Below are 26317 nucleotides of genomic sequence, written 5' to 3'. Positions count from 1 at the left end.
GCAACCCATGAAACGCATCCTGATCATCGGCATTGGCGCCGGCAACCCTGACTACATCACGATGCAGGCCGTGAAGGCGCTGAACCGCACCGACGTGTTTTTCCTGATGGACAAGGGCCAGAGCAAAGACAAGCTGATCGACCTGCGCCGCGAAATCTGCGAGACCTATATCACCGAGCCCGGCTACCGGTTTGTCGAGGCCGATTGCCCCGAGCGTGTACGCGGTGAAATCGACTACACCAAAGCGGTGCAGGACCTCAACCGTGACAAGCAGGCCACCTTCGAGCGCATGATCAATGAGGAAATGGCTGACGGCGAAGTCGGCGCGTTCCTGGCCTGGGGCGACCCGGCGTTGTACGACAGCACCATTCGTATCCTGCAGGCGATTCTGGCCAGCGGCCGTTGCGCGTTCGAATTCGAAGTGATCCCCGGCATCACCAGCGTGCAGGCCCTGGCGGCCCAGCATAAGGTGGCGTTGAACCGCATCGGCAAGTCCGTTGAAATCACCACGGGACGCCGGTTGGCGGCGGGGCAGGCCAGCGATGCCGACACCTTGGTGGTCATGCTGGATGCCGAAGATTCCTACCGCACGGTGGCAGATCAGGATCTGGATATTTACTGGGGCGCCTACCTGGGCACGCCCGATGAAATCCTGATCAGCGGCAAAGTCAGCGACGTGGCTGAAGAGATCGAACGGGTGCGCAAGGCCGCGCGCCTGGCCAATGGCTGGATCATGGACACGTATTTACTGCGCAAACCTTGAGGTAACGTCCCATGCTTAAACTGTTCGCCCTCGTGCTTGCCCTGGTGGCCAGTGTCGCTCAGGCCGATGCGGAACTGCACACCGATTTGCCGCTGTCGTACCTGGAGCAGACCCAGGGCGATGCACGCAACCAGCCCCTGGTGATCTTTTTGCACGGGTTTGGCAGTGACGAGCAAGACCTGTTTGGCATCAAGGACGCGTTGCCGTCCACCTGGACCTACCTGTCGGTGCGGGCGCCGATGCCGGTGCAGCCCAGCGGCTTTCGCTGGTTTACCAAGACACCGGGTAACGGTGATTACGATGGTGTGACGGCCGATTTGCAGAGCAGCGCTGCGCTGATCAAAGACTTTGTGGCCAAGGCCACCGCCAAGTACCACACCCGACCTGATCGGGTGTTCCTGGTGGGTTTCAGCCAGGGCGCGATCATGTCCTACGAGGTGGCGTTACGTGATCCCACGTTGGTGCGCGGTATTGCGGCGTTGAGCGGTAGCCTGCTGCCCGTGCTCAAGGCAGAACTGAAGCCGGATGAGCGATTGGGCGGGCTGGCGATTTTTATTGGCCACGGTACCCTGGACCAGGCACTGCCCTATGCGTCGGCGACGCGGGCGAACGAGGTATTGGTGGGGCTGGGGTTGAAGCCGGAGTTTCATGGTTATGCGGGGATGAACCACACGGTCAGCGAGGCGGAAGTGCAGGACTTGAAGGCCTGGCTGGAAACGAATTTGAAGTGAGCTCGCTGAATAAAGGTGGGAGGCGGCTTGATACCCTGACGGTCCGGCAGATGACCAAGCCTCGTTGGGTGTACTCAGTTCAAATGTGGGAGGAGGCTTGCCTCCGATGGCGGTTTGTCGGTGTACATAGGCTATTGGGGGCAAGCCCCCTCCCACCTGGATTGGTGTTATCAGGACTATGGGTTACTTGCCGCCAGTGATCTGCTTGACCAGTTCAGCATGTCCTTTTGCATCATCCGCCCGTGAGATCGCCTGGATCACCAGCAGGTGATTGCCCGAACCGCCCAGGAACGTGGAGTTCAAGGTCTTGCCGCCGCCCTGGGTGGCGGTGCTGTCCACCTGGCGCAGGCCGATGCCCTTGAAGGTCAGTTTCTTCTCACTTTGCTTTTTGAAGTCGGGGAGGGCGGTGCTCTGGTCCTTGACGAAACCGGCCACTGCGCCGTCGAGGAACTGTGGGTCGTTGTCTTTGATGGTGACGCCGTCGTTACGCACGGTTTCGGCGACGATCACCACGCTTTTCGTGGTCTGGTTGGCGTACATCGTGCCCTGGGTGTCGGCAGTGCCATCCTCGGCCTTGCCCGCCGGCAGGGTGTCGGCGGTGTAGGCCTTGGGCAGGCTGAAGGTGAACTTGCCGCCCAGGGTGGAGATGGTCTGCGTGGTCGGCTTGGCAGCGGCGAATACGCTGCCGGCGGTAAGCGCAAGGGCCAGCAGGGCGGCGGTCTTGATGAAAGTGGCCATGAAACGCTCCAGGGATGAACGAAATTGCGGAACATTCTGTCAGAAAATTCTCAATATCGTTCATCCCCATCTTCACGCCTTGTCGGACTCTTCCTCAAGTCTGTCCATCTCAAACAGCCGCGCCAACTCTGTACGGGCTTCCTGGGCGGTTTGCATCACTTTGGCGGCGTCGTCGTATACCGCGTGCTGGGCGGCGAGGACTTGCAGGTCGTGGTTCTTGAACCGGGTGATGCGCGCATCGGCCTGGGCCTGGCTCAGGCCCAGGCCGACCAGGGTGCGGCGGCTCATTTCCAGGCTGGAATAGAAGGTTTCGCGAACCGGCGAGGCGTCCAGGTCCACCAGGCGATGTACGTGCTGGCGGTTACGTGCGCGGGCGATGATTTTCATGTGCGGGTAGAGGCTGCGCACCAGCTCGGCGGTTTTGATGTTGATCTCCGGGTCATCCATGGCGATCACAAAGAACTCCGCCTGGTCGACCTTGGCCGCGTGCAGGATCTCGGGGCGTTGCGGGTCGCCATAGAACACCGGCATGCCGCCGAAGCTGCGGGTCAGTTCGATGGTTTCCACCGAGGTGTCGAGGGCGATGAACGAGATGTTCTGGGCGCGCAGGATCCGCGCCACGATCTGGCCCATACGGCCCATGCCGGCGATCACTACGCGCGGCGCATCGCTTTCGATGGCGCGGTATTCCTCGGGCACTTCCACCGGCTTGACCTTGGGCTTGAACAGCTTCGGGCACACCAGCAACAACAGCGGAGTTACCGCCATGGACAGGGTGATGGTCAGCACCAGGATGTCGTACAGGTGAGGTTCGAACAGGCCCTGGTCGCGGCCGATCTTGAACACCACGAAGGCGAATTCACCGCCGGCGGCCAGTACTACGCCCAGGCGCAGGGCGCTTTCGCGATTGAGGTCGCCCACCAGCCGGGCCACGGCGTAGAGCAGCGGCAGCTTGAGGCCGATCAGCAGCAGGGTCAGGCCAATCACCACCAGGGGCGAACTGACCAACAGGCTGAGGTTGGCGCCCATGCCCACGCTGATAAAGAACAGCCCCAGCAGCAGGCCCTTGAACGGCTCGATCTGGGATTCCAGTTCGTGGCGGTATTCGGAGTCCGCCAGCAGCAGACCGGCGAGGAAGGCGCCGAGAGCCATGGACACGCCCACCAGCTCCATCAGCCAGGCCGTACCGATCACCACCAGCAACGCGGTGGCGGTGGACACTTCGCGCAGGCCGGTCTTGGCAACGATGCGAAATACCGGCCGCAGCAGGTAGCGCCCGCCGATGATCACCACGGCGATGCTGCCGAGGATCTGCAAAACGTGCTGCAGGCCCTGGGCTTCGGTGGTCGGGTGATCACTGCCGGCCAGCAACGGCACCATGGCAATCAGCGGGATGGCCGCGATGTCCTGGAACAGCAGGATGGCAAACGCCAGGCGCCCGTGGGGCTGGTTCAGCTCCTTACGCTCGGCCAGGCTTTGCAGGCCAAACGCGGTGGACGACAGCGCCAGGCCCAGGCCCAGCACGATGGCGCTGTTCCAGGCCTGCCCAAATACCCAGAGCGCCACCGCGCCCATCACCATTCCGGTCAGCAGCACCTGGGCCAGGCCAACGCCAAATACCGATTTGCGCATCACCCATAAGCGCTTGGGCGACAGTTCCAGGCCGATGATGAACAACAGCAACACCACCCCCAACTCCGAAAACTGCGCCACGCTCTGCGGGTTGCCTATCAGGCCCAGCACCGACGGGCCGATGATCACACCGGCAAACAGATAGCCCAACACCGCGCCCAACTGCAGGCGCTTGGCCAGGGGCACGGTCAGCACCGCCGCGAGCAGGAACACCACGGCTGCTTGTAACAGGTTGCCTTCATGGGGCATTGCGAACTCCAGGATATTCAAAACCATTCAACAGGCGGGTATTAGAGCGCTTTTTACATTTTGAAAATTGTGTTTTTGCGGTGAATGACGTTGGTGTCTCGCGGCTCCTTACCGGGCAATGAGCTGCCTGCTGGCGTCTTCGAAGGATATACAAACAATTTGTCGTGGATTGCGAGTGGAAGCCTGGCAGCTTCAAACCTAGTTTTACGTTCTTGAGTTTATATTCCTTGGGTGGCATATTTGCATGGACTGGGACATTGAATACACGGATGAATTCGGAGGCTGGTGGGATGGCCTGCTTACTAATGAGCAAGTGTCGGTATCTGCCAGTGTTGATCTGCTGGGGCTTTTCGGGCCGGGCTTGCGCTATCCCCACACCAGCGATATCAAAGGCTCGCGGCACGGACATCTGCGGGAGCTACGGATTCAGCATGCCGGGCGACCTTACCGAGTGTTGTACGCCTTTGATCCACGGCGGTGCGCGATATTGCTCATCGGTGGGGATAAGACCGGGCACCACCGATGGTATGAGAAGCACGTTCCGCTGGCAGAAAAGTTGTACGACGTACATTTGAACATGTTGAGTCAAGAGGGCCGTCAACCATGGCTAAAAAATTCGCTGAACTTCAAGCACGCATGACGCCGGAGTCCCGTGCCGAAGCCAAGCAGTTGTTTGAGCAACACTTGAAGCAAATGCCGCTGCACGAGCTGCGCAAGGCTCAGCAACTGAGCCAGGAGAGCCTGGCCAAAGCGCTGAATATCAACCAGGCCGCCGTTTCCAAGATGGAGCGGCGCACAGACATGTACATCAGCACCTTGCGTGATTACATCCGCGCAATGGGCGGAGAGCTGGAGATTATTGCGACGTTTCCTGATGGACAGGTAAAAATCGACAATTTTGCACATTGAACCTGTTGCATTAGCCCGGCCGAGTGCCGGGCTTTTTCATTCGCGATTATTTTTCTGTCGGTATCATGGCAAGACACCCGGCAAGCATCAGGCGCGCTGTCAGGTATTTGATGTGTCGCCCTTGCTCAGGCCTTTGCTGTTGCCACGTCGGTCAGGATTCACCTCCCTGCGGCCCTCGCTTTGTTACTATCGCCCACCCTTGTCACCAGGAGTCACCGCCCCATGCAACACCAGTGGGATGAAATGCACCGCACCCGCAAGCCCACGTTCGTAATGTGCGGCGAGCCTCAGGGGGGTGTGCTCAATCTCTATGTTCACGGGTATTCGGCGTTCTTCAATCGGCAACAACTGGGCAATTTCAAGGCGCAGCTGGCGGGTATCGAAGGCTCTACCAACCTGATGCTGTTCTGGCCGGCGGGGCACTTCCTGGAAAACCTGTTCGCGCCCGTCAAGGACGTGATCGGCGCGGTGCTCGGCGGCGGCAGCGTCGGTGCGGCGACTGTTGGCGTCGGCAAGGCGATTGCCTATTTCCTCGATCACTACAAAAGTGTCGAGGCGCGGGTAGACGAAGTGGCCAAGAGTTTGCTGCCGGAGCTGGCGGCCTACCTGCACGCTGAGTCGCTGGACGTACGGCGTATCAACCTGATCGGCCATTCCCTGGGCGCGCGGATTTTGGTCAAGAGCCTGCTGGCCAGCCCTGAAACCGCGCGGGAACTGCCGTTGGACAATCTGCTGTTGATGGGCGGCGCGATCTGCACGTCGAGCCCGTGGGGTGAGGTGTCGGCGCCGCTCAAGGGACGCCTGATCAACTGCCACTCCAGCAAGGACTGGGCGCTGGCCATGAAGCCGGATACGGAGCGCTGCATTGGTCGTTACGCGATTGCGGTCACGCCGGCGCTCAAGGCCAAGGTCACCAATGTGCACCTCGCAACATTCGACCACGCCGCTTATTGGCCGCAGTTGCAGACGGTGGTGCAGTACACCGATCTGTTGCACGAACGGCGCGGCATGATCCGCTCCGACCAGCGCAGCAGCGAGGCGCGCTTTGCCGAGGAAGATGCGGAGCTGTTCCCGGTGCTGCTGCAGGCGCGACCGGAGGAGTTGAAGTTCCTCGCCGAATTGATGGCGCAAAAGCGCAGTGCATCGATTGATGCTTCGGTGCGCGAGCCGCTCAAGCTGGCTATCGAGTTGCAGTGCATGGGCGGCGATAGCTTTATGAACCTGGCCCGTGGGCATGGCGTGAGTTATCGCCAGATCGCCGAAGATGTGGCGCAACGCCTCGGGATCAAGTTTGACGAGCCGCTCGAATCCGTGGTGCTGGCAGACATCGAAACCCAGGTCGCGCAAAAGTTGATCGAGCAGTACAAGGACAAGCTCAGTAACGCCGACCGGCAGGTGTTCGACGCCGAGCTCAAGGCAGCCGCGCAGAAAGAACAGGGGCTGTTCAAGCGTTTCGATGTGGGGCGCTCGGCCACCACGGCCTTGAGCGGTACAGCGCTGGCGGGCCTGACCGGGTTTATCTTGCGTCGTGGTGCGGCCACGGCGATTCCGGTAGTGGGGCAGGCACTGGCGGCAGCGATGCTGCTGGTGAGTGGGGTGCGGGCGTTTTCCGGGCCAGCGTATTCGATCACCACCCTGGCGGTGCTGGTGATCGGTGTGATTCGCCAGCGCATGGAACGAGAGGCGCTGAACCAGGAGATGGACCTGGTGGTGCAGGTGGTGGAGGCGTTTGACCTGCCGCGGGACACGGTGATGCGCACGGTCGCGTCCGACTGATAAGCTGCGCGCTGTCGAGTGTGTTTGCCTGGGATACCGCGTGAAATTCAGCCTGCCGAAAATTGCTACCGCCCCGTTCTGCCCGCCAGAAGTGGCCGGCTCCGTCGCCGTTGACCCCAAGGCTTCGTTTTTCAAACGCGCCCTCATGTTTGCCGGCCCCGGCCTGCTGATCTCCATCGGCTACATGGATCCCGGCAACTGGGCAACGGCCATCGAGGCCGGTTCGCGCTATGGCTACAGCCTGTTGTTTGTGGTGTTGCTGGCCAGCCTGGCGGGAATGGCGGTGCAGTGCCTGTGCTCGCGACTGGGCATCGCCACTGGCAAAGACCTGGCGCAACTGTGCCGTGAGCGCTACAGCAAACGTTCCGCCCGCACCCAATGGGCGCTGGCGGAAATCTCCATCATCGCCACCGACCTGGCCGAAGTGCTCGGCTGTGCCCTGGCGTTCCACCTGTTGCTGGGCGTTTCCCTGACCACCGGCATTGTGATCACGGCCTTTGATACGCTCCTGATCCTGGCCCTGCAAAACCGGGGCTTCCGCCGTCTCGAAGCGATCATGCTGGCGCTGGTGGCGACCATCGGCGTGTGTTTCTTTATCGAACTGGTACTGATCAAACCGTATTGGCCGGACGTATTCAGCGGCTTCACACCGTCGTTGTCGGCCATCAGCGATGCCGCGCCGCTGTACCTGGCCATCGGCATCCTGGGCGCCACGGTGATGCCCCATAACCTCTACCTGCACAGCTCAATCGTGCAGACCCGGTTGATCGGCAAAGACCTGGCCAGCAAACAGGACGCGGTCAAGCTGGCGCGCATCGACACCATCGGCTCCCTGGCCCTGGCCTTGCTGGTCAATGCTGCGATCCTGGTACTCGCCGCCGCCGCGTTCCACAAGACCGGCCATACCGATGTGGTGGAAATCCAGGATGCCTACCACCTGCTGGACCCGCTGGTAGGTGGCGCGTTCGCCAGTATCCTGTTCGGGGTTGCCTTGCTCGCGTCCGGGCAAAGCTCGACCTTTACCGGCACCATCGCCGGGCAAGTGATCATGGAAGGCTACCTGAACCTGCGCATTCCCTGCTGGCAGCGGCGGCTGATTACCCGTGGGCTGGCGCTGATCCCGGCGTTCCTCGGGGTCTGGCTGATGGGCGACGATGCCATCGGCAAATTGCTGATCCTGAGCCAGGTGGTGCTGAGCCTGCAATTGCCGTTTGCGCTGTATCCGCTGATTCGCATGACCGGCGACAAGCAACTGATGGGGCCGTTTGTGAACAGCCTGCCGACACGGGTGTTGGTGTGGTTTCTGTTTGCGGTGATCAGTGGTGCGAATGCATGGTTGATTGGGCAGTGGGTGTTTTGAGTTGACCGTACGAGCGGCTTTGGTGGCTTACACCTGAATCGCCAGGGGCGTGTACTGGGCGAGGGCGCTGACGTAAATCTCTGCTGCATTCTCAATCAGTTTCCGGGCTTTGCTGGATAGCCTGGGGTCATCCGCCAGTGCCCACAGCAGAATAAAATAATCGCCCGTAAAATCAGAAACACCCCACCTCGTTAAATAGGAAAAATCCTCAACGATCCCAATAAGGCACGGCGCCGAAGCACTCCACAAAGTAATCAATCACCGTCCTCACCTTCAGCGACAAGCGCCGACTCCCCGGCCACAACGCCGCAATCTGCTGCGGCTCCAGCGTGGTCGCTACCTCGTATTCCGTCAGCACTGCCTGCAAGGTGCCAGCGCGCAGGCTTTCGCCGATCAGCCAGGACGGAAACACCACCAGCCCCAAGCCTTGCTCGGCAGCGTGGGTGAGGGTATCGGCGTGGTTGCCGGTGATCGGGCCTTTGACGCTGTAGGGCGTCCAGTCACCCTGGTCACGACGGAAGAACCAGCGTTGTTGGCCGGTGACGCCCTTGTAGGCCAGGCATTGGTGGTTGATCAGTTCGTCGGGGTGCACGGGCGTGCCGTGCTTTGCCAGGTAAGCCGGGCTGGCCGCGATGCGAAAGCGCTGGGGCGCGAAGATGCGGGCCTGCATGCCGGAGTCGTTGAGCACGCCGATGCGAAACAGCAGGTCGGTGCCATCTTGCAGCGGGTCGACGTAGGTGTCGGTTTGCTGGATGTCCAGTTGCAGCTTGGGGTAGCGGCGGCACAACTCACCCAGCCAGGGGGAGAGGTGACGCTGGCCGAATACCATCGGTGCATTGATCCGCACCAGGCCGCTGGGCTCACTTTCCTGTTCCTGCAGGGCCTGGCCGGCGGACTCCAGCTGTTCGAGCATCAGGCGCGCGTGCCGCCCGAGCAGACGCCCAGCCTCGGTGGGGCTGACAGCACGGGTGTGCCGATACAGCAACTGTTGCCCCAGGGCCTGTTCCATCAGCTGGATCTGGCGGGAGATCGAGGAGGGCGCCAGGCCTTCGCGGCGCGCCACTTCAGAGAAGCTGCCGTGGTCCAGTACCGCGACGAACAGGCGGAGCGCCTTGAAACTCAATTCATTCAAACCCTGCATCTTGGCTCCAGGCTGTGCGTTTTGCGCAAAGGTGTTGTTGGTATGCTCCCATTTATCGCACAGGACGGCCACTGGATAATGCGCGCCATTAATCCATTTGTTGATGCGCAGGTGATGTATGCAGGCCAGTTCTACCGAGGGTGCGGCGAACGCCACGCCAAAAAAAAACCTTCTGCGGTTGCTGTTGTTGCCGCTGGTGATCCTTGCCGGTATGGGCTTGTCGGTGGAGGCCGGTTTGCTCGGCCCGTTGGGTGTGCAGGTGGGGCATCTGTGGGCGACCTTGAGCATCTTTGGCGTGGGTTCGGCGATTCTGTTCCTGCTGCTGCTGTTCAGCGGCCCACAAAAAGGCCCGGCGCTCACTGACTTGCCGCGCTGGCAGTTGATCGGTGGCTTCCTGGGGCCGATGTACGTGGTGGTGCTGACCCTGGCCACGCCGCACATCGGCATTGCGATGACCATGATCGCGATACTGTCCGGTCAGGTGGGCAAAAGCGTGTTGATCGACCACTTCGGCTGGTTTGGCACAGCGCGCAAGCGGGTCAATGGTGAGCGCTGGATCGCATTGGTGCTGATTGTGGTGGCACTTGTTCTGATTGCACGAGGTTAAGACGATGAATCTGATTCTGTTGTTGGTAGTGGTCATCGCGGCCGGTGCGGTATTGAGTGTGCAGGCGGCGATCAATGGCCGTCTGGGCCAGACCGTCGGTGTATTGCGCAGCAGTTTGCTGACCTTCGCGGTAGGCGCGCTCACCACCGCGCTGTTGATTTTCTTCTTTGAACCGGCACAGGCCGTGAGCCTGCTGGATGTGCCTAAATGGCAACTGACCGGCGCGCTGTTCGGTGTGGTGTACATGATGGTGATGGTCGGTGCGGTGCCGGTGGTCGGCACGGCGGTGGCGACCGTGGCGGTGATCACAGGGCAGTTGGGCATGGGCATGCTGATCGACAACTTTGGCTGGCTGGGCAACCCGGCCATCGAATTGTCGGGCGGTCGCTTGCTGGCGATGGTGTGTCTCGCGCTGGCGCTGGTATTCATGTATCGCAGTAATACGCGCACTGACTGATGGTTTGAACGATCTGCGTGAGCCGGCAGTCATTGCTAAAGGTGCCGGCGCTCGCCGTACCGAGACGACCATGAAGAAGGAGTCTGACCATGCCAGATCAAACCTGTGCCTGCCCACACTGCAAGTGTGTACTGGGTGTCGATGCTGTGATGAAAGACGGTAAAGGCTATTGCTGCCAGGGCTGCGCGGAGCATCATGCCCATGGTGAGCCGTGTGCTGCTGCGACTGGTTGCGAGTGCGCCAAGTCGGCCCACGGCTGAACGCGCTGGGAGCGGTTAAACCGCTCCCGCATTTGATCTGTCTGGAAGCGGCTATTGGGTTTCCAGTTCCAGCCTGAGGCTATGGTCCGACAGGCGCTGCCGACCTCTGACTACCCCGCTGGTTCGCCGCCCCTCCAACGCAAACACCACCGTTTTCGCAGCATGCAGATCATCCGGAAGCGGCTGGAAAACCTTCAGCACCAGCCTGTCCGGTTTGTGCTGCACGCTCACCTGGCACTCAGCATGCCTGGCCAGTGGCCCAAACAGGGTGTCCTGGGTGTAATCAATTCGAGCCTTGCCATTGACTTGAGTGCGTAAATTCATGGGTATTTCTCCTTGTTCAAGCCTGGGCGCGCGCGTCCGAGCGGCGCCATTGCACATGGGTAATGCCAAATTTCTCGGCCTGGGCCTGGCTGGTTTTCTTGACCTGTTCGCGGGCGAAACGGCCAATACGACCCACGCCGGCATCACAGCTGGCCCAATGCCAGGCTTCGGCGGCATCGAGTTTTTCCAGGCGGATAATGAATGACTTGGCTTCGCCATGGAGGGTGTAGTCGATCACAAACAGTTTCGCGTTATTCATCGGTCCATCAACCCTGGAGGTGTAAGCAAGTGATCGCCCCCAGCGCTAAAAATTCACTCGGATTGCCGAGCGGTGGTCATTACCATGGCGGGTCATCCTGGATTGACGTTAACCCCCAAGGCGTGAATCAAGGCAGCCCGGACAAGATCATCCTGCTGCCTTGATTGCACTGATCATACGTCGGGAACAGCTTTTTCCCAGGCCGACCAGTTGTTGAGGATTGCCTGTACCAACGGATTGCCCGTGCGGTACAGGTTTTCCAACGCCGGCGCGAACCCGCCCTGGTCGGCATACTTGAGCAGGTTATCCACCTCGCTGTAGCCAGGGTAAGGCCGGTCGAAATCGGAACCTGCCCGCACCACGGCCAAGCGCTGAATATCCACCAACCCTTCACGACTGGCCCGCAGCAGGGCCTCGTAGGTGGAGTTGTCTTCCTGCTGGGTGGTGCAGTATTCGCCTTTGTTGTCCGTGAGCAGCTTGGTCCAGACCTCGGCACGTTCGCTCAGGCGCGTGCCGGAGAACCAGGTGTTGCCCGCCAGCGTGTCGCAGCGGGTGACTTGCGGCGGCTGGTTGGCCGGGGCGGCAGGATAATGCTTGCGCCAGGCGGCCGATTCTTTGCTTTCCGTCAGCTCGACTTTTTGCGACAAGGCAAACGCCTTGGCCTGCAGCTTTGGGTTGAGCTCAAACACTTCGGTCTTGTAGTCCAGCGGCGGTTTTTCGTTGGGGCCTTTGGTGTTGATGCCCAGATAACCGGTTGGCCAATCCTTGGGCGCATCCCGCGAGTCCAGCTCCCACTGCGTTCCAAACTCCACCAGGTAATGCGCCCAGGCGGCAGTGCCGATGGTGCCGTGCTTGGGGCTGATGCCGGCGATCCCGGCGATCAGGAAGTAACTCTGGCGCAGGTCGAACTTGGGCGACAGCGCCAGGGCAAGGGTGGAGGCGGCAGCGTTGGTCTGGCCCATGCCGGTGACCAGCAGGCACACGTCCTGGGTGTTGCAGCGGATCACCGGGTATTCAGCGGACAGGCCCGGCACGCGCACTTCCTGCTTGAGTTGGAGGCGGTCGATCCAGGTTTGCGCCTCGGGGGCGAACATGGTGATCAGCATCACTTTGGGTTTGATCGGTGCCGGGGTTTCTGCCAGCACCAGGTGCGGCATCAGGGCCAGGCCGACGGCCATCGATAGACGTGTAAACGTGTTCATCTCATGCTCCTTGATCAGAATTGGTAACCGACACCGGCGTAGTAGCCCCAGCCGTCAGAGCGGGCGCGGAAGTTGCCTTCGCCGAAATTCAATTCGCTGCCATCCTCCCAGTTGCCGCCGTTATGGAAGTAGCGGCCCACCAGGGTGAAGCGCAGGTGGGTGAACGAGTACAGCAGCACGTTGGTTGCCACGAGGGAATTGGCGGTGCGCGCCGGGTTGTCCTTGTGCAGGTCGGAGCCGAAATCGTAGTTGGTGAAGCCGATGTAAGTCAGCGAAGCGCCGTTGTCGAACTTGCCGATGGGCACGATGTACTTCATCTGGGCGCGGTAGCCGTCCCATGAGTATTCATTGCTCGCACCGTAGTTTTCCCACTGGTAGCGCCCATAGAAGTTGGCCGACAGGTTGACCCGCGAATGGGTGTCGATGTCGGTGCCCAGGCCGCTGTACAGGGTGTTAGCGCGGTTTTCCTTGTTGCTGCCGTGGTCGTAGATCCAGTCAAACGCCACGTACCATTCCTTGAACGGGCCGATGGCCAGGCTGCGACCGGCCAGGTAGTCGATGGAAATACGCGGTTCATGCTCCATGAACACTGGCGAGCCGTGGTCCCAGACGCCTTTGTCATTGCTGTTACCGATGCCGAGGATCTTTGGCACGTCGATGTAGCCATACAGCTCGAAAGGGCCCTTGCGACCGAAGTATTCGTATTCCAGGTAAATGTCATCGGACGGCTTGGGGCCGAAGCTGATGTCTTTGCTGCCGATCAGCGTCAGGTCCTGGTTAAACCACTCCGACAGATACGGGCCTTTGTTCGATTGGGTGGCTTCAGGGCTGAGGGTTTCGCCCTGTGCTGAGTCATCGGCGGGTGTTTCCTGCGCCAAAATGGGTGCGCTGAGTACTCCCGTAACGGCGGCCAGTAGCAAGGAAACACCAAAGCAGGCACGCGGCCTTGAGGTTAGGTGCATTGAAAATCCCTATTCGTACGCGGTTGGAACCCGATTCCTCAGGTCATGGTGAACTTGGCGGACAAGTTCGTACCGCAAACGTTTGCACAGGCTGTACCAACTTTGCTCAATGGCTTGAATGCCCTAGGAAAAAGACAAAATAGTCGACCTTTTGATCAGAAATGACTGGGTGTCATTTTTGCAATGGGATTGAACAGGTGCAGCGCGGTTTCGCGGCGATATTCGCTCGGCGTCTGGTTCATCTCGATCCGAAAGTGTCGGTTGAAATTGGACAGGTTGGCGTAGCCCACTTCAAAGCAGATATCTGCCACCGACCGCTCGGTGTGCAGCAACAGTCGGCAAGCGCGCTGTACGCGAAATTTGCGCATCAGGTCGATAAACCCGTGGCCGGTGTTGCGTTTGAAAAACCGCGAGAATCCCGGTTCGCTCATCTCCAGTTGCTGGGCAATGACCGACAGGCGCACGTCGCCGGTGAGTTCGCGCATCAGGTAATCGAATGCCTTGTTGATGCGTTCAGCACTGCGGGCGTCCAGGGTGGGCGCATAGCAGGGGCTGGCCAGCGACTTGACCTGGGCGGGCAGCGCGTTTTTCAGGGTGTCTAGCAGTTGCAGGAACAGGATCAGCCGTTGCAGGCCATGAGCGCTGCCGATGGCCTCCATCAGCTGCGCCGCCTGTACGGCGCAGTCGCCGCTGAACTCCAGGCCGCGCCGGGCCTGTTCGAACAGCGGTTGCAAGTCACCGAGTTCCGGCAGGGTGCTGCGCAGGGCGAGCAGGGCGGCGCCGTCGAATTGCAGCACCACGTCGCGCCCGCTCAGGTGTTCGCCGGGGGCCAGCTCGCCGATCCAGTCGTGGGGCAGGTCAGGGCCGATCAACGCGACATGGCCGGCGTTGAAGGCACCGATATAGTCGCCCGCCACCAGCTTGCCGCTGCCTTGGCGGATCAGGTGGATTTCAAATTCAGGGTGGTGGTTCCAGCGCGCCAGGTCAAAGGGATAGTCGTGTTCGAACCAGCGGAAGCAGTGGTCCGGCTCGGGCAGGATCACTTCCAGTTCGGCGGGGCGGTGCTCGAACAGTGTGGCGCGGCTGACGGGCATGGTGCTGCCTCTTGTGCATTGGGTCACGCCAAAATACGCGGGTTTGCAAGGGGCGTGCTACCCCCGCCTTTGCCCGACACTGATACTTTTTTGATCCTGGAGTATGCGGTTAAAAAAGTATCAGTCGGGCATTCGCCAAGCGTTTGTGGGGGCTTGGCCGAGCTGCTGTAATCGGTGCTCAACTACAAAAACAACAGGTGGAAACCGCCATGTCAACGCTTCCCAAAGCACTGTTCCTGCTGTCCGGCCTGGCTTTGGCTCTGCCTGGCCACGCCGCTGATACCGTGACGATTGCCACGGTCAACAATAGCGACATGATCCGCATGCAGCGCCTGTCCAAGGTGTTTGAACAGCAGCACCCGGACATCAAACTCACTTGGGTGGTGCTCGAAGAAAACGTTCTGCGCCAACGCCTCACCACCGACATCGCCACCCAGGGCGGGCAGTTCGATGTGCTGACCATCGGCACCTACGAAACCCCGTTGTGGGGCGCCAAACGCTGGCTGGAACCGCTGAGCGAACTGCCGGCCGATTACGATGTCGACGATATTTTCCCCTCTGTACGCCAGGGCCTGTCGGTGAATAACACCCTCTACGCCTTGCCGTTCTATGGCGAAAGCACCGTCACCTACTACCGCACCGACCTGTTCAAGCGTGCCGGACTGAGCATGCCTGCGCACCCCACCTGGAGCCAACTCGGCGAGTTCGCCGCCAAGCTCACCGCCAAGGACCAAGGTCAGTACGGCATGTGCCTGCGGGGCAAGGCTGGCTGGGGGGAGAACATCGCGTTGCTGAGTACCATGGCCAACGCCTTTGGCGCACGCTGGTTCGACGAACAATGGAGGCCCGAGCTGACCAGCCCCGAATGGAAGGCCGCCGCCAACTTCTACGTCAACACCCTCAAGCAATACGGCCCGCCCGGTGTGTCCAGCAACGGCTTCAACGAAACTCTGGCGCTGTTCAACAGCGGCAAGTGCGCGATTTGGGTCGACGCCAGCGTCGCCGGCTCTTTCACCACAGATGCCAGCCAGAGCAAGGTCGCCGACACTGTCGGTTTCGCCGCAGCGCCTACCGAAGTGACCGACAAAGGGTCGTCCTGGCTCTACGCCTGGTCCCTGGCGATCCCGGCCACCTCCAAGCACAAGGACGCCGCCAAGGCCTTTATCACCTGGGCCACCTCCAAGGACTACATCCAACTGGTCGCCGACAAAGAGGGCATCACCAACGTACCGCCGGGCACGCGCCAGTCCACCTACAACGAGGCATATCTCAAGGCCGCGCCGTTTGCCCAGGTGACCCTGGAGATGATGAAACACGCCGATCCCGCCCATCCTTCAGCCAAACCGGTGCCGTACGTGGGCATTCAGTACGTGACCATCCCCGAGTTCCAGGCCATCGGCACCTCGGTCGGCAAGCTGTTTTCAGCAGCGCTCACCGGCGGGATGACGGTTGACCAGGCCTTGGTGCAGGCGCAGTCCACCACCGAGCGCGAAATGAAACGCGCCGGCTATCCCAAGTAACCTTGACGGACACCACCCATGAAACGACTGGAAGGTAAAAGCGCGCTGATCACTGGATCGGCGCGGGGGATTGGCCGCGCGTTTGCCCAGGCCTATATCAATGAAGGCGCGACGGTTGCCATCGCCGACATCAACTTGCAACGCGCCGGGCAAACCGCCGCCGAACTGGGCCCGCAGGCCTATGCGGTAGCGATGGATGTCACCGACCAGGCCTCCATTGATGGCGCAATTGCCGCCGTGGTGGCCCATGCAGGCAAGTTGGATATTCTGGTCAACAACGCGGCGCTGTTCGACTTGGCGCCCATCGTCGACATCACCCGCGACAGCTTCGAGCGGCTGTTCGCGATCAACGTCGCCGGCACGCTGTTCACCCTGCAGGCCGCCGCCCGGCAGATGATCAGCCAGGGCCATGGCGGCAAAATCATCAACATGGCCAGCCAGGCCGGGCGGCGGGGTGAGCCGTTAGTCGCGGTGTACTGCGCGACCAAGGCGGCGGTGATCAGCCTTACGCAGTCGGCGGGGTTGAACCTGATCAAGCAGGGCATCAACGTCAACGCCATCGCACCGGGTGTGGTGGACGGTGAGCATTGGGATGGGGTGGATGCGCTGTTTGCCAGGCATGAAGGCCTGGCGCCCGGCGAGAAGAAGAAGCGGGTAGGGGACGAGGTGCCGTTCGGGCGAATGGGCACCGCAGAGGACCTGACCGGAATGGCGATCTTCCTGGCGTCCAAGGATGCCGACTACGTGGTGGCCCAGACCTACAACGTCGATGGCGGCAACTGGATGAATTAAAACCGCGGATCTGGAATGTGATCATTGTGGCGAGCCTGCTCGCCACAAGTGTTCGCCTGTTTATAGTGGGTTCACTCGGCAAAACTGCGATCAAAAAAATACACCGCTCCAGGCTTGAGGTTCTCTAGCGTCGCCTGGGGCCTGCCCCCTTCACCCTGCTTCTTGCGCCCCGTCTCCCGCAGATACCCCGCCTCGGTCAGCTTCAATAACCGCTGGCGAATACTGGTCTTCAGCACCGGGCGTTCCAGCACCAGGGAAAAGATCGTCGTCGCTTGCGGCGCGCTGAATTCATCGCCCAGGAACATCAGTGGCAAACTGCTGTACAGCGATTTGGATACCAGCCGCTCCTGCACCGCCGCCACGATCAGGTTGTGGTCGAACGGCAGCTTGATGCTCCCGTCAGCTACTGCGCTCAACGAAAACCACGCCTGATGGTCAGCCAAGACCACCTCATCCGCCAGGATTGCCAGGTAGTACGTGGACGACGACCAGCAGCGCGGGTCGCGAAACGCATCGCCCACCGTGCCCACTTGCTCGCTCCAGGCCAGTTTTAGTCCGACCTTGTCACTGGCGCGCAACCGCTCCACGGCATCCTTGAGGCTCAGGTCCTGCACACCGCCATTCACCACCACACCCGGCAGCGCCCAATGCCCGGCGAAGGGCTCGGCGTCGCGCTTGTTCAGCAGCAGTTTCAGTTCACCGGCCGCGCGGCAATAAAACAGCACGCAGAGGTCGACGGTATGGAGGTAGGCGCTAAGGGGCATGTGAACATCCTTCTGAACGGCGAAGAGGGCTCAGTCTAACGGATCGAAAAGATATGTCATGTTCTCGATAGAGAATAGATAAGCAAATGTTTCTTGCAATGAAAGTACATGACGTGTACTTTTGTTGCCAGGCCACAGGAGAACCGCCATGACCCTCTCGAAAACTGCTATTGCATCCTTTGATGTCGACGCCCAGAAGAGCTTCACGCCGCTGTGCCCCGACGAGTTGCCTGTGGCCGGTGGTGACCTGATCGGCGCCGAACTCAATTACATGGCCAGCCTCGCCGGCCATCGCGTCGGCAGCAAGGATGCCCATACCCCGCAAGCACCCTGGGTGGTCGCGCAGCCCAGCGAGATGCTGCAACCCACCGGCCTGGTCCACGCCGACCTTACGTGGGTCAGTCACTGCGTACCGGGCACCGAAGGCTTCACCTTGCTGGACGAGTTGCCCACGCCTTATGACTACGACTACTTCATCTGGAAAGGCGTCGAGCCCGACCTGCACCCCTACGGTGCCTGCTACCACGACCTGCACGACAAGCTGTCCACCGGAGTGATCGAGTACCTCAAGGCCCAAGGCGTCACTCGCGTAATCGTCGGCGGCCTGGCCCTGGACTACTGCGTCAAGACCACCGCCCTGCAATTGCTCAAGGCCGGCCTCGAAGTCGTGCTGCACCTGCCGGCGTGCCGAGGGATCAGCGAGGAAGGCGGCGAGCAGGCCGTCGATGAGTTGCTCAAGGCCGGTGCCAGCATCAGCCGCACCCGCGAAGAACTGGCCGCGATGGCCGCGCGTTAAGGAGACTGACCATGGAAAGTGCCTACGACTACGAAGCCCCGGTCATCCAGGGCCTGCTCGACACCGACTACTACACCTTCACCATGATGCAGGCGGTGTTGCACCAGTACCCCAACGTCGATGTGGAATACAACTTCATCGTCCGCTCCAAGGAAAGACTCGGCCACTTGATCCCGCAGTTGCGCGCCGAGTTGGACAAACTTGCCAGTTTGCAGATGCGTGAAGGCGAGCTGCGTTTTCTGTTCAACCCACGCTTTCGCGAGTACCTCACCCCGGACTACGAGCGTTTCCTCGGCCTGTTTCGCTTCAACCTGCGCTATATCCACGTCAGCGAAGTTGACGGCCAACTGAACATCCGCGTGGTCGGCCCGATGCTGCACTGCATCATGTTCGAGCAGCCGGTGCTCGCGTTGGTCAGCGAACTGCGCAACCGCGACAAATACCCGCAGGTGACCCTGGAAGACGTCACTCGCAAGCTCTACCAGAAGTTTGACTGGCTGGAGAAAAACCTCAGCCGCGATGAACTGGCCGACCTGCGCGTCTCCGACTTCTCGACCCGTCGGCGGCTGTCCTTCAAGGCCCAGCGCGAAGTGGTGGATATCATGCGTCGCGACTTCCCCGGCCAGTTCGTCGGCACCAGCAATGCGCACCTGGCCTACGAGTTCGATTTGCCGCTGATCGGCACCATGGCCCACCAATGGCTGATGGTGCACCAGCAATTGGGTCGTCTGCGCGAAAGCCAGAACGCCGCCCTGGAGAACTGGGTGCATGAATACCGTGGCCGTCTCGGTATCGCCCTGACCGACTGCATCAGCACCGACTTCTTCCTCAAGGACTTCGACCTGTACTTCGCCAAGCTCTACGACGGGCTGCGCCAGGACTCCGGTGATCCCATCGCCTGGGCCGACAAGGTGCTGGCCCGCTACAAACAGCTGGGCATCGATCCGATGACCAAGGACCTGATGTTCTCCGATGGCCTGAACTTCGAAAAATGCCTGCCGATCCTGCGCCACGTGCGTGGCAAGGCCAAGTTCGGTTTCGGCATGGGCACCAGCCTGGCCTGCGATGTGGAGGGCGTGGAGCCGCTGAGTATCGTGATGAAACTGGTGCGGGTGCACGGCGAACCGGTGGTGAAGTTTTCCGATGACCCGATCAAGAACGTCTGTGAAGACGCCTCGTTTTTGCAGTATGCAGCCCAGGTATTCAACGTCGGCACTGTGGAGGTGTGACATGCAAGACCGTATCGCGCAGGAACTGAATATCGACCGGCAGTTGGTGCAGGGCGGTGAGGCCAAGGAAATCCAGCGACGCATCGACTTCATCAAGACCACGTTGCGTCACTCGGGCTGCAAGGCCTTGGTGCTGGGTATCAGCGGTGGCGTGGATTCCCTCACTGCCGGCCGTCTGTGCCAATTGGCGGTGGAGCAACTGCGTAGCGAACACTACGCCGCACGCTTTATCGCCATGCGCCTGCCTTACAACATCCAGGCGGATGAAAGCGATGCCCAGGCCTCCCTGGACTTCATCACCCCGGACCACGTCGAGACCCTCAATATCGCCGCCAGCGTCGACGGCCTGATGACCAGCCTGGTCGCCAATGAGGCCAGCGCCAGCCATGTCGACTTCATCAAAGGCAACGTCAAGGCCCGCACTCGGATGATCGCGCAGTACGCCGTGGCCAACCTGCACAACGGCCTGGTGGTCGGCACCGACCATGGCGCCGAAGCGCTGATGGGGTTCTTTACCAAGTTTGGCGACGGCGCCTGCGACCTGGCGCCACTGTCCGGCCTGACCAAAACCCAGGTGCGCCTGCTCGCCAGCGCCCTCGGCGCCCCGGCAGAACTGGTGCACAAACACCCCACCGCAGACCTTGAAGAGCTGGCGCCGGGCAAGCTGGATGAGCAGGCCTATGGTTGCTCATACGAAGAGATTGATGCGTACCTGATGGGCGAACCGGTGAGTGAGCGGGTGACGGCGATTGTCGAGGGGGCGTACAGCAAGACCGCACATAAGCGGGCGCTGCCGATTGTTCCGGTTTGATTTAGGAACGGTCCTGCTTTCGAACTGATTTTTTCATCTCGTTGTGTGTACGAATACTGCGCTCTCGGGAAGTTACTCCTGCGCGTGCCTGTCTATTTTACTGATATGACATGGAACTACCCTGTTTTTACCGGCCACAGATCAAGGGTTGACCCGGAGCTCTTTTTACTTGGGTTGACCATTATAAAATCCCTGACCTGAGGTATTCCTGTTATGGACCTTTGTTTTCGTCAACAACCCCATTTTCAAACCGCGGCCAGCACGGGGCTTTGTTTAGTCAATAACAGCCGACTCAATCAAATGGGTAACACCGGATACAGCAATGGCGGCAATATGCCTGCATCCGCAGTAGCACGAGACTTTTCAGCCAACTTTGATTACTTCCGAACCCCAGGAACGCCATTTGTGTCACGCGAGACACTTGGTTGCATGGCTGACCGGCCATTGATCGGCGACAGATATCACGACCCGATGACATTGATGGCCAGGGCGATTCGCAATAATCCCGACATGGAACACCAGCTCGATGCGATCAATCATTGTGGTGATAACGACGGGCTTATCAGCCAAGGTGATGTATCGGCCGTTATTCAACATTTTGACGCTCAAGAGGCCGCCCTCAGTAACCCGCCGCGAGGAGATGGCGCACCTTGGCGCTCTCAGGGGGCTATGCAGCAGCAACGCGTGAATCAGCTGTTTTTTCCTGCGCATTCGGCCCAGTCGCCCAAGTATGACGACCAGGACTACGTGCAGCCGCAACTATGTTTTGCGGGCGTGTACAGCAGCCAGGACGGGGGCCCAGGCAGCAATCCCTATGCCGGTGAGGGTAAAGAAGACTTCAGCAACAAAATTCTTTCCCATTTCAGCCCCCTGGAAGATCCAAATCAGCCTGGAGCGATCACCGACAGGTCTCTTAACGCCGTCGCCGCGGGCCGTCGACTAGACGGTCAACCCGCTACTCAGGACGAGATGGATATCGCCAAGGAACTGTTGTCGCGTGGTGGTTTGTTCAAGGAACTCGATCAAGGAAAAACCGGGAAACTGGATGGTAGTTTCACCAGGGACCACTTGGGCTATGTTTCGGAGAACGCTGTTGAAATGAGCCAGTTGGAAATTCTCCAGAACGTTAAAAAACACTTCTCCGCCTACGGTGATGGTGATGACTATGTGAATCTGAATGAGATGAAAGAAGCGGCAGGCTTAGTGCCATCGGAGAAAACCTTCACCCCGGAACAGCGCATAACAGCGACCAAATTCCTTCAGGACAAAGAACTTCGAGACGAGACGGACGTTGGCGTTGATGCCAAAGGAGGGCCTGGGTACAAAGACGGCCGGTTTGATATGGACAACGTGAACCATATGATCAAGAAAAAAAGCAAAGCGGGCGCCGAAACATGATTGAGTGAACCAACGGGGCTGCCGCTGACGTCGACAGCCCTGAAGCCCTTTGGATTTACATGGATATAATGTCCTGTGGTCAGGGTTTGCAGTATTCGGTACGTCAAAGCGCAGGAACATTGGATCCACTTGCGGTATAACCCTCGGACGCTTTAGTTCTCCGAGGCCCCGTTTTTCATGCAAAGCCCTTTGCAACGTCAGCTGTGGCAGGTCTACCTGATCTTTCTGGCACCGATGGTGCTGTCGAACTTCCTGCAAAGTTTTTCTGGCACGCTCAACGGCATCTACGTCGGGCAAATGCTCGGCACCCAGGCGTTGGCAGCGGTGTCGGGGATGTTTCCCATCGTGTTTTTCTTTATCGCACTGGTGATCGGCCTGGGGGCGGGCGCGTCGGTGTTGATCGGCCAGGCCTGGGGTGCCCAGGAAACCGCAATGGTCAAGTCGATTACCGGTGCGACGCTGACCCTCGGCGCGCTGGTGGGCTTGATCGCCGCGGTGCTGGGCAGTCTGTTCGCACGCCCGGCATTGCAGGCATTGGGCACGCCGGTGGATGTGCTCGACGACGCGGTCGGCTATGCCCAGGCAATGATGCTGATCATGCCGTTGTTGCTGGTGTTCATCCTCTATACCCAACTGCTGCGGGGCGTCAGCGACACGATTTCGCCGCTGCTTGCGCTGGTGGTCTCGACCCTGGTCGGCCTGCTGCTGACTCCGGCGCTGATTCGTGGCTGGGTCGGCCTGCCGCCCTTGGGCATCCAGAGCGCGGTGTACGCCGGCCTGGTGGGTAACGCCATGGCGATGCTGTTTTTGATCTTGCGCCTGCGCCATAAACACCACGTGATGGCGCCGGATCGCGAACTGCTCGCGGCCTTGCGCCTGGACCGCGTGATCCTAGGCAAAGTCCTGCGCATCGGCCTGCCCACCGGCTTGCAGATGGTGGTGTTGTCGCTGTCGGAACTGGTCATCCTGGCGCTGGTCAACGGCCACGGTTCCCAGGCCACGGCGGCCTATGGGGCGGTGACGCAGATCGTCAACTACGTGCAATTTCCGGCGCTGTCGATTGCCATCACTGCCTCGATCCTGGGGGCCCAGGCTATCGGCGCCGGGCGCCTGGAACGCATCGGGCCGATCCTGCGTACCGGATTGCTGATCAACACCTGCCTCACCGGTGGCCTGATTGTGCTGGGGTACGTGTTGTCCCACTGGCTGCTGGGGCTGTTCATCACCGACGACGCTGCGCGGGTCAAGGCAGAACACCTGCTGCACATCATGCTCTGGAGCATCCTGGTGTTTGGCTTCCAGGCGGTGATCGGCGGGATCATGCGCGCCAGCGGCGTGGTGCTGATGCCGGTGGCGATCTCGATCTTCTGCGTGCTGTGCGTGGAGCTGCCGATAGCGTACCTGCTCAATGCGCACTTCGGCCTGGAAGGCGTATGGATGGCATTTCCGGTGACGTACCTGGCGATGCTGGGGTTGCAGACCGCTTACTACCGGTTGGTGTGGCGGCATAAACAGATCAAACGGTTGGTGTGAACATGGCAAACCCCTACGCCGAATTATTCCAGGTCCCTGGCGCCCGGGCTTTTGTATTGGCAGGCATGCTGGCGCGCATGCCGGTGTCGATGACCGGTATCGGCATTATCACCATGCTCTCCCAGGTACATGGCGGCTACGGCCTGGCAGGTTCGGTGGCGGCGATATTCGCCTTGGCTACCGCGATCTGCGCACCCCAGGTATCACGGCTGGTGGACCGCTACAGCCAGGGCCGGGTGCTGCCGATTGCCGCGTTGATCGGTGGCGGGGCGTTGTTGATGCTGTTGCTGTGCACGCGGTTGCAGGCACCGACCTGGACGCTGTTCCTGTGCGCCGCCCTGGCCGGTTGTATACCGAACATGTCTGCAATGGTGCGGGCGCGCTGGACCGAGTTGTACCGGGGCCAGCCCAAGCTGCAAACCGCGTTTGCCCTGGAGTCGGTGCTCGATGAAGTGTGTTTTATTGTCGGCCCGCCGCTTTCGGTCGGCCTGAGCGTGGTGCTGTTTCCCGAAGCCGGGCCACTGGTGGCCGCGCTGTTGCTGGCGGTGGGCGTGACCACGTTCGTGCTGCAACGGGCGACTGAGCCACCTGTGCACGAGCATCACGATCAGCATGGCGGTTGGCTGATTGCGTCACCTTCGGTACTGATCCTGATGATCCTGCTGCTGGCCATGGGCGTGATCGTCGGTGTGGTGGACGTGGTCAGTGTCGCCTTTGCCCAGCAGCAGGGTCAGCCGGCGGCGGCGAGTATCGTGCTGTCGGTGTACGCCATCGGTTCGTGCCTGGCGGGGCTGGCTTTTGGCACGCTCAAGCTCAAGGCGCCGCTGCCCCGGCAGTTCCTGTTCTGTGGCGTAGCCACGGCCTTGACCACGTTGCCGTTGCTGCTGGTCACGAACATCCCTGGCCTGGCGGTGGCGATCTTTATCTCCGGGCTGTTCTTTGCCCCGACCCTGATCGTGTCGATGGCGCTGGTGGAGCGGATTGTCCCCGCTAGCCGCCTGACCGAAGGCATGACCTGGCTGATCACCGGCCTCAGCATCGGTGTGGCCATCGGCGCCGCCAGCTCCGGTTGGATGATTGACCACATGGGGGCTGCCAGTGGGTTCTGGGTGGCGTTGGCGGCGGGCGCGGTGGTAATGGGTTCGGCGGTGCTGGGGTATCGGCGGTTGGGCTGAGGTTCACACTTGGTATCGTCCACTGTGTCGGTGCCACTCGTTGTTGCCTGCGAGCCAGGCTTTCACGCCTCCCAAAAAACGCTTGAGTGACGGTTGCGCCTGTTTGAGCAAGCGGCGTTCCTTGGCTTCATAGCGATGCACGATATCGTCGTGCATTTGGGCGGTCAGACACACGCCTTGCTGCAACGAGCAGTGGTGTTCACGGGCCATTAATATAGGCAGGTTGAAGTCGCCTATTTCAGGCACGCTCTCTTTGTGGGCGGAGTACACGTCATTGGCAATGATGGTCGCGCTGGCGGCGAGGGTAACGACTTCTCGTACCTGGGCCGCGAAATACGTCTCGGCGTCGAGTTCATAGCCGTCGACCACATCAATCAAGGCCATGCAGGGTAGAAAACTGTTGACCTGTCGGTGTGCCAGGTACTCCCAGATACACGGCAGGCTGTGTTCGATGCGCCATGTGGCTTCGGCATTCATGGTCACGAACATGGCAACGGTCTCCAGCCGCACGCGAGCCATCTGGGACGCTGTGCCGAAGCGAGACAGATGGTTCATATACCCCTTTAATCCCCGCAACACCGGATCACGTTTCAGCGCCTGCTCCAGTGCCAGGTCATGCGGCGGGTTCAGGTGCGCTCTGTCCAGCGCGGCGAGTGCCAACGACAGGCGTGGGCCCAGTAACCTGGGGTTGGCGCCACTTCGCTCATCATCACAGTAGTGATCGTCCACTGCGAACAGCGCAGCGATGCATTTAGCCGAGAGCAACAGGCGGTCCGGGTTGTCGGTGCCGGGGTGGCACAGCATGGCAAATCGGCCGAAATTCGAGGCCCTTACCTGGTCCCATTGCCCCTCGAAAATGCCCACTCGCCTGACCCAGGACAGCAACAAGTCGTTGACGTGATTGCCCAGTGTTTCATCCATCCGCACCGGTACGGGGTATTCCAGCTCCGGTATTTGCAGGCGGGCAGGGGCGTCGGGCGATGGGCAGTGGATGTCGTTCATAGCAAGACTCCGAAGTGTCGGTGCCATTGGACGTTACTGCGGACCAAGAAGCAGAAAAGATAAGAGATGACTGATCTGTAAATCTAGAAGGTCTGGCGCCAAACACAACTCGTCCATTCGGCGCTATCTGGAATCAACCCGCTCATTCAGCCAATCGCGGGGAATGTTTCTGCGCAATGATGTTGCAGGAATTCATTCAGCGCCTGGCGCGTCAAATCATTGAGCGTCACTTTTTTGCGCATCGCTGCCAGGGCGGCCGCCAGGTGCAGGTCATGGCCGACCCGTACATTGAACGAGCCCTTGCACGGTTTTTCGGGTGTTTGCCCGAGGGACTGGCATGTAGCCAGGTAGTCGTCCACTGCCTCATGAAATGCCGCATCCAATTCTGCGACGGTTTTACCTTCATAGCTGACCAGCGCCTTGATGAACAGGATCTTGCCGAACAGGCAGTTGTCTTCGAGGCTGGCTTCGATGGAGCCGATGTAGCCTTTGTAATTGAGTTGGTTGTTCACGGAATCAGTTCTCCTGATCGCAATTGTTCGATGATCTGGCGCCGAATGTAGTGTTTCAGTTCGTTGCCGGGGTGGGGCCTGTGCAAGGTGATCATTGCACTGGGATCGCCGATGTCGAATTTGACGCGGCTTCCGGCTCCTTCAATCTGTCTTTAGCCCAGCCGGTGTAACAGTGTGACGAGTTCGGGCCAGGTGAATATCGTTGGCTCGTTGAGCAATTTGGCGAGCAGCTTTTCATTTTTTGACGCGGCGATCCCTGCGCGTAACTAAATTTAGTTGCAAAAATTGGTGTGTGTCAATGCTAGCTCGCCTTTGCATGGC

The 26317-nt window shown here is 60.1% G+C and carries 28 protein-coding genes and 2 pseudogenes; 17 read left to right on the top strand and 13 right to left on the bottom strand.

All coding sequences use genetic code 11. The features are described from left to right. The first annotated feature begins 7 nt into the window (after positions 1 to 7). Complete coding sequence (gene cobF / locus NDJ82_RS23500; RefSeq protein WP_250926393.1) at positions 8 to 763, top strand: precorrin-6A synthase (deacetylating); 756 nt, start codon at positions 8 to 10, stop codon at positions 761 to 763. 11 nt (positions 764 to 774) lie between these two features. After that, positions 775 to 1494, top strand: a complete 720-nt coding sequence (locus NDJ82_RS23495) for an alpha/beta hydrolase (RefSeq protein ID WP_250926392.1) — start codon at positions 775 to 777, stop codon at positions 1492 to 1494. 183 nt (positions 1495 to 1677) lie between these two features. On the opposite strand, the gene NDJ82_RS23490 is transcribed toward NDJ82_RS23495, so the two are convergent. Then, a complete protein-coding gene (locus tag NDJ82_RS23490; RefSeq protein ID WP_099584185.1) occupies positions 1678 to 2232 on the bottom strand; it encodes a DcrB/PsbP domain-containing protein in 555 nt (184 codons plus the stop codon). A gap of 72 nt (positions 2233 to 2304) precedes the next feature. Beyond that, positions 2305 to 4113 (bottom strand): monovalent cation:proton antiporter-2 (CPA2) family protein, encoded by a 1809-nt coding sequence (locus NDJ82_RS23485; protein WP_099584186.1) that lies wholly within the window; start codon positions 4111 to 4113, stop codon positions 2305 to 2307. Between the two features lie 244 nt (positions 4114 to 4357). On the opposite strand from NDJ82_RS23485, the gene NDJ82_RS23480 reads away from it, so the two are divergent. The 4 genes from NDJ82_RS23480 (at position 4358) to NDJ82_RS23465 (ending at position 8158) form a co-directional block, all read left to right on the top strand. Then, positions 4358 to 4753 carry a type II toxin-antitoxin system RelE/ParE family toxin gene (locus NDJ82_RS23480; RefSeq protein ID WP_250926391.1) on the top strand — a complete coding sequence of 132 codons (396 nt, stop codon included), beginning with the start codon at positions 4358 to 4360 and terminating at the stop codon, positions 4751 to 4753. Then, complete coding sequence (locus tag NDJ82_RS23475; protein ID WP_191948462.1) at positions 4717 to 5022, top strand: XRE family transcriptional regulator; 306 nt, start codon at positions 4717 to 4719, stop codon at positions 5020 to 5022. Before NDJ82_RS23480 ends, NDJ82_RS23475 begins: the two co-directional genes overlap by 37 nt. Before the next feature lie 222 nt (positions 5023 to 5244). Beyond that, positions 5245 to 6798 carry a DUF726 domain-containing protein gene (locus NDJ82_RS23470; protein ID WP_250926390.1) on the top strand — a complete coding sequence of 518 codons (1554 nt, stop codon included), beginning with the start codon at positions 5245 to 5247 and terminating at the stop codon, positions 6796 to 6798. A gap of 40 nt (positions 6799 to 6838) precedes the next feature. Further along, positions 6839 to 8158, top strand: coding sequence for an Nramp family divalent metal transporter (locus tag NDJ82_RS23465; protein WP_099584207.1), 1320 nt, complete (start codon positions 6839 to 6841; stop codon positions 8156 to 8158). 30 nt (positions 8159 to 8188) lie between these two features. On the opposite strand, the pseudogene NDJ82_RS23460 reads toward NDJ82_RS23465, so the two are convergent. Both NDJ82_RS23460 and NDJ82_RS23455 read right to left on the bottom strand, forming a co-directional pair. Next, positions 8189 to 8374: pseudogene (locus tag NDJ82_RS23460) on the bottom strand (hypothetical protein); the annotation flags it as partial. Beyond that, positions 8367 to 9299 (bottom strand): LysR family transcriptional regulator, encoded by a 933-nt coding sequence (locus NDJ82_RS23455; protein WP_099584208.1) that lies wholly within the window; start codon positions 9297 to 9299, stop codon positions 8367 to 8369. The gene NDJ82_RS23455 and the pseudogene NDJ82_RS23460, both read right to left, overlap by 8 nt. 118 nt (positions 9300 to 9417) lie before the next feature. Here NDJ82_RS23455 and NDJ82_RS23450 point away from each other — a divergent pair, with 118 nt between their 5' ends. The 3 genes from NDJ82_RS23450 (at position 9418) to NDJ82_RS23440 (ending at position 10623) form a co-directional block, all read left to right on the top strand. After that, positions 9418 to 9906, top strand: coding sequence for a DMT family transporter (locus NDJ82_RS23450; protein WP_250926389.1), 489 nt, complete (start codon positions 9418 to 9420; stop codon positions 9904 to 9906). A 4-nt stretch (positions 9907 to 9910) separates the two neighbouring features. Then, the gene (locus NDJ82_RS23445; protein ID WP_099584210.1) at positions 9911 to 10363 is read left to right on the top strand and encodes a DMT family transporter; all 453 of its coding nucleotides are present in this window, start codon (positions 9911 to 9913) and stop codon (positions 10361 to 10363) included. An 89-nt stretch (positions 10364 to 10452) separates the two neighbouring features. Next, entirely contained in the window at positions 10453 to 10623 is a 171-nt protein-coding gene (locus tag NDJ82_RS23440; RefSeq protein ID WP_099584211.1) for a metallothionein, read from the top strand. A gap of 51 nt (positions 10624 to 10674) precedes the next feature. Here NDJ82_RS23440 and NDJ82_RS23435 read toward each other — a convergent pair whose 3' ends face one another. The 5 genes from NDJ82_RS23435 to NDJ82_RS23415 form a co-directional block, all read right to left on the bottom strand. Next, positions 10675 to 10947, bottom strand: a complete 273-nt coding sequence (locus NDJ82_RS23435) for a hypothetical protein (protein ID WP_250926388.1) — start codon at positions 10945 to 10947, stop codon at positions 10675 to 10677. Between the two features lie 16 nt (positions 10948 to 10963). Next, positions 10964 to 11206 (bottom strand): DUF6555 family protein, encoded by a 243-nt coding sequence (locus tag NDJ82_RS23430; RefSeq protein ID WP_099584213.1) that lies wholly within the window; start codon positions 11204 to 11206, stop codon positions 10964 to 10966. A 173-nt stretch (positions 11207 to 11379) separates the two neighbouring features. Continuing rightward, the gene (locus tag NDJ82_RS23425; RefSeq protein ID WP_250926387.1) at positions 11380 to 12408 is read right to left on the bottom strand and encodes a purine-nucleoside phosphorylase; all 1029 of its coding nucleotides are present in this window, start codon (positions 12406 to 12408) and stop codon (positions 11380 to 11382) included. Positions 12409 to 12422: 14 nt separating this feature from the next. Next, complete coding sequence (locus NDJ82_RS23420; protein ID WP_112194850.1) at positions 12423 to 13370, bottom strand: nucleoside-specific channel-forming protein Tsx; 948 nt, start codon at positions 13368 to 13370, stop codon at positions 12423 to 12425. A gap of 155 nt (positions 13371 to 13525) precedes the next feature. Continuing rightward, complete coding sequence (locus NDJ82_RS23415; protein ID WP_099584216.1) at positions 13526 to 14464, bottom strand: AraC family transcriptional regulator; 939 nt, start codon at positions 14462 to 14464, stop codon at positions 13526 to 13528. Between the two features lie 209 nt (positions 14465 to 14673). Between NDJ82_RS23415 and NDJ82_RS23410 the strand changes: the two genes are divergently transcribed. Both NDJ82_RS23410 and NDJ82_RS23405 read left to right on the top strand, forming a co-directional pair. Beyond that, a complete protein-coding gene (locus NDJ82_RS23410; RefSeq protein WP_191960010.1) occupies positions 14674 to 15984 on the top strand; it encodes an ABC transporter substrate-binding protein in 1311 nt (436 codons plus the stop codon). Positions 15985 to 16002: 18 nt separating this feature from the next. Continuing rightward, positions 16003 to 16776, top strand: coding sequence for an L-iditol 2-dehydrogenase (locus tag NDJ82_RS23405; RefSeq protein ID WP_112194856.1), 774 nt, complete (start codon positions 16003 to 16005; stop codon positions 16774 to 16776). A 71-nt stretch (positions 16777 to 16847) separates the two neighbouring features. On the opposite strand, the gene NDJ82_RS23400 is transcribed toward NDJ82_RS23405, so the two are convergent. Beyond that, complete coding sequence (locus NDJ82_RS23400; RefSeq protein ID WP_099584219.1) at positions 16848 to 17540, bottom strand: NUDIX hydrolase; 693 nt, start codon at positions 17538 to 17540, stop codon at positions 16848 to 16850. Between the two features lie 148 nt (positions 17541 to 17688). Here NDJ82_RS23400 and NDJ82_RS23395 point away from each other — a divergent pair, with 148 nt between their 5' ends. The 6 genes from NDJ82_RS23395 (at position 17689) to NDJ82_RS23370 (ending at position 24482) form a co-directional block, all read left to right on the top strand. Continuing rightward, a complete protein-coding gene (locus NDJ82_RS23395) occupies positions 17689 to 18336 on the top strand; it encodes a nicotinamidase (protein WP_250926386.1) in 648 nt (215 codons plus the stop codon). Positions 18337 to 18347: 11 nt separating this feature from the next. Then, positions 18348 to 19565 (top strand): nicotinate phosphoribosyltransferase, encoded by a 1218-nt coding sequence (pncB, locus tag NDJ82_RS23390; RefSeq protein WP_099584221.1) that lies wholly within the window; start codon positions 18348 to 18350, stop codon positions 19563 to 19565. 1 nt (position 19566) lies between these two features. Further along, complete coding sequence (gene nadE, locus NDJ82_RS23385; RefSeq protein WP_250926385.1) at positions 19567 to 20376, top strand: NAD(+) synthase; 810 nt, start codon at positions 19567 to 19569, stop codon at positions 20374 to 20376. Positions 20377 to 20589: 213 nt separating this feature from the next. Further along, positions 20590 to 21774 (top strand): hypothetical protein, encoded by a 1185-nt coding sequence (locus NDJ82_RS23380; RefSeq protein WP_250926384.1) that lies wholly within the window; start codon positions 20590 to 20592, stop codon positions 21772 to 21774. Between the two features lie 177 nt (positions 21775 to 21951). Continuing rightward, on the top strand, positions 21952 to 23307 hold the full coding sequence (locus NDJ82_RS23375) for an MATE family efflux transporter (protein ID WP_250926383.1): 1356 nt from the start codon (positions 21952 to 21954) through the stop codon (positions 23305 to 23307). A gap of 2 nt (positions 23308 to 23309) precedes the next feature. After that, positions 23310 to 24482: an MFS transporter gene (locus tag NDJ82_RS23370; RefSeq protein ID WP_112194863.1), complete on the top strand. Its 1173-nt coding sequence runs from the start codon at positions 23310 to 23312 to the stop codon at positions 24480 to 24482. 3 nt (positions 24483 to 24485) lie between these two features. Here the strand turns inward: NDJ82_RS23370 and NDJ82_RS23365 are convergent, their stop codons facing one another. The 3 genes and pseudogenes from NDJ82_RS23365 to NDJ82_RS23355 all read right to left on the bottom strand — a co-directional run bounded on the left by NDJ82_RS23365 (position 24486) and on the right by NDJ82_RS23355 (position 26250). Next, positions 24486 to 25484: a terpene synthase family protein gene (locus tag NDJ82_RS23365; RefSeq protein ID WP_250926382.1), complete on the bottom strand. Its 999-nt coding sequence runs from the start codon at positions 25482 to 25484 to the stop codon at positions 24486 to 24488. Between the two features lie 146 nt (positions 25485 to 25630). Then, the gene (locus NDJ82_RS23360; protein ID WP_099584226.1) at positions 25631 to 25996 is read right to left on the bottom strand and encodes a type II toxin-antitoxin system HicB family antitoxin; all 366 of its coding nucleotides are present in this window, start codon (positions 25994 to 25996) and stop codon (positions 25631 to 25633) included. Next, positions 25993 to 26250 (bottom strand): annotated as a pseudogene (locus NDJ82_RS23355) (type II toxin-antitoxin system HicA family toxin). Before NDJ82_RS23355 ends, NDJ82_RS23360 begins: the two are co-directional and overlap by 4 nt. Positions 26251 to 26317 lie beyond the last annotated feature (67 nt).

Origin of the sequence: Pseudomonas sp. SR18, from assembly GCF_023701505.1 — a bacterium.
GTDB lineage: Bacteria > Pseudomonadota > Gammaproteobacteria > Pseudomonadales > Pseudomonadaceae > Aquipseudomonas > Aquipseudomonas cyclaminis.
The sequence above is the reverse complement of the archived record's forward strand: the minus strand, read 5'-3'. Positions and strand labels throughout refer to the sequence as shown.